At 63.8% G+C, this 10,528-nt stretch carries 12 protein-coding genes; 6 read left to right on the top strand and 6 right to left on the bottom strand.

The genetic code is table 11. From position 1 onward, the window contains the following. Positions 1-96: 96 nt before the first annotated feature. Together EOB59_RS28130 and EOB59_RS28125 are read right to left on the bottom strand one after the other, a co-directional pair. Complete coding sequence (locus EOB59_RS28130) at positions 97-459, bottom strand: YkvA family protein (RefSeq protein ID WP_128289726.1); 363 nt, start codon at positions 457-459, stop codon at positions 97-99. Between the two features lie 123 nt (positions 460-582). Next, a complete protein-coding gene (locus tag EOB59_RS28125) occupies positions 583-879 on the bottom strand; it encodes a 4a-hydroxytetrahydrobiopterin dehydratase (protein ID WP_127396626.1) in 297 nt (98 codons plus the stop codon). 50 nt (positions 880-929) lie between these two features. Between EOB59_RS28125 and EOB59_RS28120 the strand changes: the two genes are divergently transcribed. Next, the gene (locus EOB59_RS28120) at positions 930-1,448 is read left to right on the top strand and encodes a low molecular weight protein-tyrosine-phosphatase (RefSeq protein ID WP_127396627.1); all 519 of its coding nucleotides are present in this window, start codon (positions 930-932) and stop codon (positions 1,446-1,448) included. On the opposite strand, the gene thpR is transcribed toward EOB59_RS28120, so the two are convergent. Together thpR and EOB59_RS28110 are read right to left on the bottom strand one after the other, a co-directional pair. After that, positions 1,352-1,948, bottom strand: a complete 597-nt coding sequence (gene thpR, locus EOB59_RS28115; RefSeq protein WP_127329347.1) for an RNA 2',3'-cyclic phosphodiesterase — start codon at positions 1,946-1,948, stop codon at positions 1,352-1,354. The two genes, EOB59_RS28120 and thpR, sit on opposite strands and share 97 nt — an antisense overlap. Positions 1,949-2,072: 124 nt before the next feature. Next, positions 2,073-2,717 carry an arylesterase gene (locus tag EOB59_RS28110; protein WP_127268358.1) on the bottom strand — a complete coding sequence of 215 codons (645 nt, stop codon included), beginning with the start codon at positions 2,715-2,717 and terminating at the stop codon, positions 2,073-2,075. Between the two features lie 85 nt (positions 2,718-2,802). On the opposite strand from EOB59_RS28110, the gene EOB59_RS28105 reads away from it, so the two are divergent. The 4 genes from EOB59_RS28105 to EOB59_RS28090 all read left to right on the top strand — a co-directional run bounded on the left by EOB59_RS28105 (position 2,803) and on the right by EOB59_RS28090 (position 7,734). After that, the gene (locus tag EOB59_RS28105; protein WP_128289725.1) at positions 2,803-3,498 is read left to right on the top strand and encodes an ABC transporter ATP-binding protein; all 696 of its coding nucleotides are present in this window, start codon (positions 2,803-2,805) and stop codon (positions 3,496-3,498) included. After that, entirely contained in the window at positions 3,498-6,047 is a 2,550-nt protein-coding gene (locus EOB59_RS28100) for an ABC transporter permease (RefSeq protein WP_128289724.1), read from the top strand. The genes EOB59_RS28105 and EOB59_RS28100 overlap by 1 nt, the downstream gene beginning before the upstream one ends. Positions 6,048-6,275: 228 nt before the next feature. Further along, complete coding sequence (locus EOB59_RS28095; protein ID WP_127271172.1) at positions 6,276-7,055, top strand: Bax inhibitor-1/YccA family protein; 780 nt, start codon at positions 6,276-6,278, stop codon at positions 7,053-7,055. A 106-nt stretch (positions 7,056-7,161) separates the two neighbouring features. After that, on the top strand, positions 7,162-7,734 hold the full coding sequence (locus EOB59_RS28090) for a GNAT family N-acetyltransferase (RefSeq protein WP_128289723.1): 573 nt from the start codon (positions 7,162-7,164) through the stop codon (positions 7,732-7,734). 135 nt (positions 7,735-7,869) lie between these two features. Here EOB59_RS28090 and EOB59_RS28085 read toward each other — a convergent pair whose 3' ends face one another. Next, a complete protein-coding gene (locus tag EOB59_RS28085; protein ID WP_127269004.1) occupies positions 7,870-8,256 on the bottom strand; it encodes a DUF2794 domain-containing protein in 387 nt (128 codons plus the stop codon). A gap of 606 nt (positions 8,257-8,862) precedes the next feature. After that, positions 8,863-9,663: a thioredoxin family protein gene (locus tag EOB59_RS28080; protein ID WP_128289722.1), complete on the bottom strand. Its 801-nt coding sequence runs from the start codon at positions 9,661-9,663 to the stop codon at positions 8,863-8,865. 172 nt (positions 9,664-9,835) lie between these two features. Here EOB59_RS28080 and EOB59_RS28075 point away from each other — a divergent pair, with 172 nt between their 5' ends. After that, a complete protein-coding gene (locus EOB59_RS28075) occupies positions 9,836-10,507 on the top strand; it encodes a ceramidase domain-containing protein (RefSeq protein ID WP_128289721.1) in 672 nt (223 codons plus the stop codon). Positions 10,508-10,528 lie beyond the last annotated feature (21 nt).

Raw genomic sequence — 10,528 nt, 5'->3', positions numbered from 1 at the left:
CATCCCTTTGGCGACTTGGAGGCCACGAAAGCGGCAAGAGTTTGACTTTTTACGCTGCCGCAGAAAGCCGGCTTCAACGGCGCTCCGTGCGTGAGTTCAGCCCTTGTCGGCCATGGCGTCCCTGGCGGCTTGCCGGTGCGCAGTGGTGATGTGCGCGCTGACGGCGGTGATCGCGGCGGTGAGCACGGCGATGTCGTCGGTGAAGCCAAGCCCGAAGACGAAGTCGGGGATGACATCCACCGGCAGCACGAAATAACCGAGCGCCGCGAGCAGAATGCCTTTGGCGCGCAGCGGGGTGTTCTTGTCCATGGCGCAGTAGTAGGCGGCCACGACCTCTTCCATGTAGGGGATCTGCCGCGCGGCCTTCTTGGCTGTGCGCCAGAATTTCTCGCGCACTTCGCTCTCGTTTGCCAGCTTGCCGCCAAAGCCGAAGAAATCAAAACCGGATCGTTGCGCCATCAGTGTCTCCTTGCGAGCGCCCATGCGCAACCGGCGCATGCCCGCGGGGGAAAATGTGGTGAAACCCGACCCCCGCTACAAGATGCCGGCGCCGATTTGAGCCTGCCGAGGCGATACCAGGCCTCAGGCGCCGGCAAAACGGTTCATTTTCTTGGCGAGATCGATATCGAGCGCGGTGACGCCGCCGGCGTCGTGAGTGTTCAGCGTCACATCGACGGTCTTGTAGACATTCGACCAGTCGGGATGATGGTCCATCGTCTCGGCGGCAAGCGCGACGCGGGTCATGAAGGCGAAAGCCTCGGAGAAATTCGCGAAGGTGAATGTGCGCCTGATGGAAGCGCCGTCTTCCGCCAGCGCCCAGCCGTCAAGACCGGTCAATGCGGCTTCAGCGGCTTGCCTGCCCAGTTTCTCTCTCGCCATGTCCATATCCTGTGCTATTCGAAAACGACCCTCACCATAGCGACGGATCGATGAGCGCGAAGCCCATAAACTCCATTCTCTTCGTCTGCCTCGGCAATATCTGCCGGTCGCCGCTGGCGGAAGGTGTCTTCCGCGCGGTTTGGGCCGAGCGCGGGTCGGCCCGGGATATCCTGCTCGATTCAGCGGGAACCAGTGACTGGGAGGCCGGCTCTGCCCCCGATCGACGCGCGATCGCGATCGCGGTGCGGCACGGCGTCGACATTTCCGGGCAAAGGGCGCGCAAGGTCACGCCGCAGGACCTCCACCGTTTCGACCTGATCCTCGGCATGGACCGGTCGAATGTCGCCGACCTGAAGGCGCTGGCGCCGGCGGCCGTGCAGGACCGCATCCATCTGTTCCTGGAGTTCGCGCAGGGAAAGGCACGCGACGTGCCGGATCCTTATCATGACGAGGCAGAAGCCTTCGCTTCCGCCTATCGCATGATCCGCGAGGCGTCGGAGGCGCTGGTGACAAGGCTGGAGGCGCGGGCGTCCGTGCCTGACAGCGGCCAGGCTTCCTCGACGATGTAAGGTCCGCCGCCGACCGAATCGCGCGACGACATCAGCACGAAACGGCCGATGCGGAACGGCAGCGTCGAGAAATTGCCGCGCGCCGACAAATATTGGGCGACGTCCAGCGGAGTCGAATTGCGTAAGCGCGCCAGCGTCACATGCGGCATGAACTTGCGGGGATCGGCCGGGATGCCGAGCCGCTGGCAGATGCGGTCGATCTCGCCCTGAAGGGCAGCCAGACCGGGCGAGGCGGAAGCGCCTGCCCACACCGCATGTGGCTTCTTCTGGCCGAAAGCGCCGACGCCGGACAGCGCCAGCGAGAAGGAAGGGCGGTGGACGCGGTCGAGCGCGTTGGCGATCTCGTCGGCGACATGGCCGGGGACATCGCCGATGAAGCGCAGCGTCAGATGGTAGTTTTCGACATCGATCCAGCGGGCTCCCGGCAAGCCGCCCCGCAGCAGGGACAGCGAAAGGGCAGCGTCACGCGGAATTTCGAGGGCGGTGAAAAGACGCGGCATGAAGAGCCTCCCTTCCTCGAATCGAACTGTCACCCCAGCGAATCATCGATAGTCAAACGGAGCAAGAGGTTTGTTGGCCACAGTCCCTGTTAAAAGCCCCCTGCGCGGAAACAGTTCCAATCCGCTAGGAATCGCCCGGCACTGCCGCGATCACCTTCTCGACCGTCGGCAGGATGCGTTCGACTATCTGGTCGACGCCTTCAACGCTCGGATGCAGGCCGTCCTCGAGTTGCATGCCGGGCTGGCCGGCGACGCCGTCGAGAAAGAACGGGTAGAGCACGACGTCGTATTTCTTCGCCAGGTCCGGAAAAATGGCGTCGAACGCATTCTGGTAGTCGGGGCCGAGATTGGGTGCGGCACGCATGCCGGCCAGAAGCACGGCAATCTTGCGCTGCTTCAGCTTGCTCAGCATCTCGTCGAGGTTCTTCCTGGTGATGTCGGGCGAAACGCCGCGCAGCATGTCGTTGGCGCCGAGTTCGAGGATGACCAGTTGCGTGCCGTCGGGCACCGACCAGTCGAGCCGCGCCAGGCCACCGCTCGTCGTGTCGCCGGAAACGCCGGCATTGGCGACGCTCACATCATGGCCTTTGGCGCGAAGGGCGGCCTGCAGCCTGTCGGTAAAGCCCTGGTCAGGCCCAAGGCCATAGCCCGCCGTCAGGCTGTCGCCGAAGCCGACGATTTTGAACGGCTCGGCACGCGCTGACGGCATGGCGCCGCAAATGGCGAGGAAAACCATGAGGCCTGCGGCAATACTGCGTTTGAAAGACATGCGGCAGGCCCCATATGAGCTAGGAATTCTTCAGTCGATGGCTTCCGGCAAGCAGAGCCTTCCCAGATTATAGGACGATTTCATTTTGACAGAAGCCGTCGTCGCGCTGAAAGATGTATTCCTGACCCTTGGCGAGGGCGCTTCATCGGTCCATGTGCTGAAGGGTGTCAGCCTTGATGTGGCGACCGGCGAGGCGACCGGCATCGTCGGGCCTTCGGGTTCCGGCAAGTCGACATTGCTGATGGTCCTGGCAGGCCTGGAAAGGGTCGATTCGGGTACGGTCCGAATCGCTGGTGAGTTGCTCAACGGCAAAAGCGAGGACCAGATTGCTTCGTTTCGAGGCCGAAACATTGGCATCGTGTTCCAGTCCTTTCATCTCATTCCCAACATGACGGCGCTCGAAAATGTCGCGGTGCCGCTGGAACTGGCCGGCCATGCCGATCCGTTTTCGGTGGCGGCGCGCGAGCTGGCGGCGGTTGGCCTCAGCGACCGCGTCACCCACTATCCCGGCGAATTGTCGGGCGGCGAGCAGCAGCGCGTGGCGATCGCCCGCGCATTGGCGCCATCGCCGCGCATCTTGATCGCCGACGAGCCGACCGGCAATCTCGACCAGGCGACCGGGCGGCAGGTCGCCGACCTCCTGTTTGCCAAAGCGGCCGGGCGCGGCATGACGCTGGTGCTGGTGACCCATGATCCGGCGCTCGCGGCACGCTGTTCGCGCCAGGTATCGATGCGCTCGGGCCGGATCGAGGCGCCGGCGCCTGTCAAGGTGACGGCCTGATGCCGCTGTCCCGGACGTTGAGGCTCGCGGTCCGCTTCTCGTTGCGCGAGATGCGCGGCGGCCTGTCCGGCTTCCTGATCTTTCTCGCCTGCATCGCGCTCGGCGTCGCGGCCATCGGCGGCGTCAACTCGGTGGCGCGTTCGATCACCGCCGGTGTCGCCAATCAGGGCCAGACGCTGCTGGGCGGCGACCTTCGCTTCGAGATCAACCAGCGTGACGCCAGCCAGGCGGAGCGCAGCTTCCTTGACGGGCTCGGCACAGTTTCCCGGACCGCCAGCATGCGTTCGATGGCGCGTCTGGCCGACGGATCCGACCAGGCGCTGGTCGAGGCCAAGGCGGTCGACCATGCCTATCCTCTCTATGGCACGCTGGAGACCGAGCCGGCACTCTCGAAACAGGAACTGTTCGGCGAAGAGTTCGGCGTCTTCGGTGCGGCGGCACCCGACCTTCTGTTCGAGCGGCTGCACGTCAAGATCGGCGACCGGCTGAAGCTTGGTACCGCCACTTTCGAACTGCGCGCCAGGCTGGTCGCCGAACCGGACGCCGTGTCCGACGGTTTCGGCTTCGCGCCAAGGCTGATGATCTCGACGGACGGGCTGGCGGCCACTGGACTGATCCAGCCGGGCAGCCTGGTCGAGAATGCCTACAAGATCCGCCTACCGGCAGACGCCGACGAGGCGCGACTGAAGGGCATCCAGGACCAGGCGGCCACGGATTTCCCCGAAGCAGGCTGGTCGATCCGCACACGCAGCAACGCGGCGCCCGCGCTGTCGTCCAACATTGAACGTTTCTCTCAGTTCCTGACCCTGGTCGGGCTGACGGCGCTGGTGGTCGGCGGTGTGGGCGTCGCCAATGCGGTGCGCGCCTATCTCGACGGCAAGCGCGGCGTGATCGCCACCTTCAAGAGCCTGGGCGCTTCGGGCGGCTTCGTCTTTGCCGTCTATCTGGTGCAGATCCTGATCATTGCCGCATTGGGTATCGTGCTGGGCCTTGTGCTCGGCGCGCTGATGCCGTTCGCAGCGAGTGCGGCCTTGCAATCCGTCATTCCGGTGCCGGCCGCAGGCGGCTTCTATCCCGGCGCGCTCGGCATGGCGGCGCTGTTCGGCCTGCTGGTGACGTTGGCTTTCGCGCTGCTGCCGCTCGGCCGCGCCCGCGATGTGCCGGCAGCCGCGCTGTTTCGCGAGATGGGGCTGGAAGGCCGCGGCTTGCCGCGCCCCGCCTATGTCGCGGCGGCCATAGGCATCGCGCTGTTGCTGGCGGCGCTGGCCATTCTGTTTTCCGGCGACCAGCGCATCGCCTCGATCTTTGTCGGCGCTACCGTCTTCGCCTTCCTAGTGCTGCGCGTGGTCGGCGCACTGGTGCAATGGGCGGCCAGGAAGAGCCCGCGCGTGCGCTTCGTGGCGCTCAGGCTCGCTATCGGCAACATCCATCGGCCAGGCGCGCTGACGCCATCGGTGGTGCTGTCCTTGGGGCTCGGCCTGACGCTGCTGGTGACGCTGGCGCTAATCGACGGCAATCTCAGGCGGCAGATCTCCGGCAGCCTGCCGGAACGGGCGCCGAACTTCTTCTTCGTCGACATCCAGAGCGCCGATGTCGCGTCTTTCTCGGCGCTGATCGGCAAGGAGGCGCCGCAGGGCGTACTGGCCAAGGTGCCGATGCTGCGCGGCCGGGTGATGGCGCTGAACGGTATCGATGTCGACAAGGTGAAGGTGCCGGCGGAAGGCGCCTGGGTGCTGAGGGGCGACCGCGGCCTGACCTATGACACCAGGCAGCCGCAGAACGCGACGTTGACCGAGGGCAGTTGGTGGCCCGAAGATTACAGCGGCGAGCCGCTGGTTTCGTTTTCGGCGCAAGAAGGCAAGGAGATCGGGCTGAAGCTCGGCGATACCATCGCCGTCAACGTGCTCGGACGCAATGTCACCGCCAGGATCGCCAATTTCCGCCAGGTCGAGTGGGAGACGATGGGCATCAATTTCGTCATGGTGTTCTCGCCCAACACATTCGCGGGCGCCCCGCATGGCTGGATGGCGACGCTGACCGAAAAGAGTACCTCGACGGCCGACGACGCCCGCATCCTCAACGCCGTCACCCGCGCCTTCCCGGCGGTGACGACGGTGCGGGTCAGGGACGCGCTCGATGTCGTCAACCGGCTGGTCGGACAGCTCGGCTCGGCGATCCGGGCCGCGGCCGGCGTGGCGCTGATCGCTTCGGTGCTGGTGCTGGCCGGTGCGCTCGCCGCCGGCAACCGGGCGCGCATCCATGATGCGGTGGTGCTGAAGACGCTGGGGGCGACACGCACGACGCTGATATCGGCCTTCTCGCTCGAATACATGCTGATCGGACTGGCCACCGCCATCTTCGCGCTGGCGGCGGGCAGTGCGGCGGCCTGGTTCGTCGTCGCGCGCATCATGACATTGCCGTCGCATTTCATGCCCGAGGTGGCAGTGGCGACCATTCTGTTTTCGCTGGTGATCACGGTCGGCATTGGTCTTGCCGGCACCTGGCGGGTGCTCGGCCACAAGGCAGCGCCGGTGCTGCGCAATTTGTGACGACAGGCCCGGAAATGGGCATGCTGGATTAAATCTTGGTAAGAAAGCCCTCCGAAAAGCCGAGGAATCGGCACTTCGCCCTCTCACGAACCGTTACATCCGGTTACGGACTTGTTCTTGACGCGAATAACCATCATATTTCGCCACAGGCATGCTGGAGCCCTGCCAGCGGCGCCTGGGTCCGGAAGGACCTGACACCCGACGGGGCAGAAGCAATAGAGGACTACAATGGCTGATCCCATTCGCAACTACCAGACGCGCGCCGTGCCCGGCGTCAGCGTCGGTGCCGACATCGATCAGGGCCTGCGCGCCTATATGATCAGGGTCTACAATCTGATGGGGCTTGGCCTCCTCATCACTGGTCTTGCCGCGATCGGCACGATCATGCTGGCCACCACCACCGATCCGGCTTCGGCTGTCGCGACGCTGCCAAGCGGCGAGATGCTGACCTCCTTCGGCTACGCGATCTTCGGCTCGCCGCTGCGCTGGGTGGTGATGCTGGCGCCGCTGGCTGCCGTGCTGTTCCTGTCGTTCCGCGTTCAGTCGATGAGCGTTTCGGCGGCGCAGACGACGTTCTGGGTCTATGCTGGTCTCGTCGGCCTGTCGCTGTCTTCGATCTTCCTGGTCTACACCACGGCCAGCATCTCACAGACCTTCTTCGCCACGGCCGCCGCCTTCGGTGCGCTGTCGCTGTTCGGCTACACCACCAAGCGCGACCTGACGGCGATGGGCTCGTTCCTGATCATGGGCGTGTTCGGCATCATCATCGCGTCGGTGATCAATATCTTCCTGCAGTCGTCGGCGCTGTCCTTTGCTGTGTCGGCGATCGGCGTGCTGGTCTTCGCGGGCCTGACCGCCTATGACACGCAGAAGATCAAGGAGATGTATTTCGAGGGCGACACTTCCGACGTCGCCGGCCGCAAGGCGATCATGGGCGCTCTGACGCTCTATCTCGACTTCATCAACCTGTTCATGTTCCTGCTGCAGTTCATGGGCGACCGCCGCTAAAGCGGCATTGGACCATCAACTTCCGGAAGGGCGGCCCAACGGCCGCCCTTTTCTTTTGTCTTGGCCTTTGCTGTTATTGCGAGCAGAGAAACGGCATGCATAAACAATGAGCAATATTGCGATCCGGCCTGCCACGGTGGCCGACCTCGACAGCGTCACGGACATCTATGCCGATGCGGTGACCCAAGGCACGGCGAGCTATGAGCTGGAGCCGCCGAGCCGTGCGGAGATGGGTGTTCGATTCGACAGCCTGACGGCCGGCGGCTTTCCTTACCTGGTGGCGGAGAAGGACGGCGCCGTTCTCGGCTACGCCTATGCCGGCGCCTTCCGGCCACGCCCGGCCTATCGCTTCATCGTCGAGGATTCGGTCTATGTCGCGCCCGAGGCCAAGGGCCAGGGCGTCGGGCTCAAGCTGATGCAAAGCCTGATCGAGGCAGTGACGACGGCGGGCTTTCGCCAGATCATCGCGGTGATCGGCGATGGCCGTCCCGACAGCGCCTCGGTGCGGTTGCACGAAAAGCTCGGCTTTCGCCATTCAGGGCGCCTTGATGGTTCCGGCTACAAGCATGGGCGCTGGCTGGACACGGTGTTCATGCAGCTGTCGCTGAATGGCGGTGCGACGCTGCCGCCCGATCCCGAATCGCTGCCGGAGCGGAAGTTTCGCCTTGGAGGGGATTGAAGAAGGAACTGAAGAATTGGGGAATTGAAGAACTGAAGAACTGAAGAACTGAAGAGGAAGGCGATTACATCAGGCGTCGAGTGCCCTTTTCATCAATTCTCCAGTTCTTCAATTCCCCTGCTCTAATTCCCCAGCTCAGGCTTCGACCAGCTTCAGCTTGCTGTCGAACACACCAAGCACGCGGCCGAGTTCCTGGCCGCGCTTCAGGATGCGGCCGCCGGCGGCGATAACGGCAAAAGCGCCCTGCTTGCGGGCCAGTTTCGGATCCTTGACGATCTGGAACAGCGGCACTTCGCTGGTGCGGCGGAATACGGAAAACACAGCGCGATCGGCAAGATGATCGATGGCGTAGTCGCGCCATTCATTGGCGGCGACCATGCGTCCGTAGAGCCTGAGGATCTGGTCCAGCTCGCGGCGGTCGAACCGCACCGGCTGATCGAGACGTTCGCGTCGCGCCTCGTGCAGCGGGATCAATATCGCGGATGCATCCCCATCCCCCGTCCCGCCGCTGTCATCGGTCATGCCTCGATCCTTCAAAATGAATCTTTGCCAACCAAAGTTGGCGTGTTCGCGACTGAATTGCAAGCCCAGCGAACCGAGCCCCGCGCCGCGCTGTTTCCGTTACGTCCAGTCACTTTTATGAAACGCCGTGTTGGAATTGGTGATGTTCCGCCACATTTCTGCCTTTTTTTATCCGCGCTCATGCCCCAATGTCCGACGAATTTACCGGTGTTGCCTGAGACGGTTCGGTCCGGCACCGGCTCGTAAACCCCAAGCCCCCCGCCCACGGGTCTGCGTCGGATCGAACCAACCTCGGTTCTTCTTCGGAAGAACCGGGTGCGACGATCCCAAAACCTAAATGACCGACGTCAGAAGCAAGCTGACGTCGGTTTTTTATTGGGTGAGAAGCGGTTCGCGCAGCGAACGAAAAGCCAATTGCTTGGCTTTTCGAGCTTCGAACGCCCTGAGCCTGCGAAGGGCCGGGCGTGGTTAGTCGATCCACCCTGCCGGGTCCGCGCTGCTTCGCAGCGTCCCGGCGTTCGCCGGCCTTCATCGTGCCACCGGCACGATGAATTCGCCTTCGACGAACCGGCTGCTCGCCCCACAAGGGGAGAAGGAAAGAAGGCCTTAAGGCTTGTGGATGAACGCGGCGCCGAGAATGGGACCGGGCATGCCGTCCTTGCCGACCGACTGCAGCAGCACGGCGCAGCCGCCCTTTTTGGCAATCTCGCTCATCGGCAGTTCGTAGCGTTGTGCCTTGCCATGCCACATGCCGGCGGTCTGTATCCCGGTGACGGCGTTCCAGTAGGTCATCTTGCGGCCGGTGTTCTCGCCCTCGCCGACCTTGACCGTCTGCGGCGGGTCGAAATAGACGATGACGACATGGGCGTCGCTGGGGCCGTTGCCGGCATCGCCAGCGTCGATCGTCACACGGTCGCTGGTGCGGCTGACCTTGACGGCGACGCGCATGCCTTCGCCGCTCTTGGCCATGCGGGCGAGCGCGCCATCGACCTCGCCGCGGCTGGCACCGTTGACGTGGACACGGCCATTGATAACGGCCTGCGGCGTATAGACGGAGCGGCTGCCGAAGGCGCGCATGTAGTCGTATTGCCGCTCGGTGTTCTCCTTGCGGCCCATTGTATCCTGCCAGCCGAGATAGTCCCAATAGTCGACGTGATAGGCGAGCGCGACGATATCTTCCTTGGCGGCAAGTTCGGAGAACAGCGTATCGGCCGGCGGGCAGGAACTGCAGCCTTGGCTGGTGAACAGTTCGACCACGCCCAATGGCCTGTCGATCTGGGGCCTGTCGATCTGGACCCGGTCGGCATGGGCGCGATCAGATTCGCCGGCATGCCCGGCGCCGGCAGACGCCGAGAAGGCCAGCGCAAGAGCTGCCAGCCACAATGATTTTCGCGAGGCCATGGCCATTCCGATTCCCGCCGGTGGTGCCGGCTTTATCTTGATTGCTAAAATATGTGGCAGAAGCGGAAGTCAACGGGAAGTCACGTTGCGGTGAAATTTTGCCATTGCAGCCGACCGCAACCCCGCAATAGGAAGGATCTGCGCTTCAGGATAGAAACCGATTCGGGCGACAATCACGATGTGGCAAACGTTTTTGGCGCCGGTCGACCTCTATTGCGAGCGGACCGGCCCGGAATTCTGGTCCGAGCCAGTCAACGCCCTGACCAACCTCGCCTTCATCGCCGCCGGCCTGTGGGGCGTGCGCGAGGTGCGAAGGCTGGGCACCGGCGCCTTCGCCGAGGTGCTGGCCTGGTGGGTGGTGGCGATCGGCATCGGCTCGACGATCTTCCACACCTTTGCCACCAAGGGCACGGTCTGGGCCGACGTGCTGCCGATCGCCGGCTTCACGCTGGCCTACACGCTGTTCAATCTGCGTCGCTTCCTCGGCATGCGATGGGGCAAAGCCATCGCCATCTTCATCGCCTTCTATGTGATTGCCGGGGCGATAACCCTGGCCGTGCCGGACTGGCTGCGCCAGGCGTCGAACGGCACGACGGGCTATCTGCCGCCGTTCCTGGCGCTCGCCTTCTTCGGTGTCTGGGTGACGGTGAGCGGCAATCGCGCCGGCTGGTATAATCTGGCGGGATCGGCGATCTTCGTCGTGTCCGTCATCTGCCGGATGATCGACCCGGTGATCTGCGGCAGCTTTCCGCTCGGAACGCACTTCCTCTGGCACATCCTCAACGGCGTGATGCTCGGCGTGCTTTTGGCGGCAGCGGCGCGGTTTGGGAAGCCACGGGTAGGGCAGTAGGGCAGTAGGGCAGTAGGGCAG

Origin of the sequence: Mesorhizobium sp. M7A.F.Ca.MR.176.00.0.0, assembly GCF_004023165.1 — a bacterium.
Lineage (GTDB): Bacteria > Pseudomonadota > Alphaproteobacteria > Rhizobiales > Rhizobiaceae > Mesorhizobium.
This window is presented reverse-complemented; position numbering and strand designations above follow the sequence as displayed.

Excerpts from the sequence above, each read along its gene's own strand:
- EOB59_RS28130 (WP_128289726.1), bottom strand. The coding sequence starts at position 459 with ATGGCGCAACGATCCGGTTTTGATTTCTTCGGCTTTGGCGGCAAGCTG.
- EOB59_RS28125 (WP_127396626.1), bottom strand. The coding sequence starts at position 879 with ATGGCGAGAGAGAAACTGGGCAGGCAAGCCGCTGAAGCCGCATTGACC.
- EOB59_RS28120 (WP_127396627.1), top strand. The coding sequence starts at position 930 with ATGAGCGCGAAGCCCATAAACTCCATTCTCTTCGTCTGCCTCGGCAAT.
- thpR (WP_127329347.1), bottom strand. The coding sequence starts at position 1,948 with ATGCCGCGTCTTTTCACCGCCCTCGAAATTCCGCGTGACGCTGCCCTT.
- EOB59_RS28110 (WP_127268358.1), bottom strand. The coding sequence starts at position 2,717 with ATGTCTTTCAAACGCAGTATTGCCGCAGGCCTCATGGTTTTCCTCGCC.
- EOB59_RS28100 (WP_128289724.1), top strand. The coding sequence starts at position 3,498 with ATGCCGCTGTCCCGGACGTTGAGGCTCGCGGTCCGCTTCTCGTTGCGC.
- EOB59_RS28095 (WP_127271172.1), top strand. The coding sequence starts at position 6,276 with ATGGCTGATCCCATTCGCAACTACCAGACGCGCGCCGTGCCCGGCGTC.
- EOB59_RS28090 (WP_128289723.1), top strand. The coding sequence starts at position 7,162 with ATGAGCAATATTGCGATCCGGCCTGCCACGGTGGCCGACCTCGACAGC.
- EOB59_RS28085 (WP_127269004.1), bottom strand. The coding sequence starts at position 8,256 with ATGACCGATGACAGCGGCGGGACGGGGGATGGGGATGCATCCGCGATA.
- EOB59_RS28080 (WP_128289722.1), bottom strand. The coding sequence starts at position 9,663 with ATGGCCATGGCCTCGCGAAAATCATTGTGGCTGGCAGCTCTTGCGCTG.
- EOB59_RS28075 (WP_128289721.1), top strand. The coding sequence starts at position 9,836 with ATGTGGCAAACGTTTTTGGCGCCGGTCGACCTCTATTGCGAGCGGACC.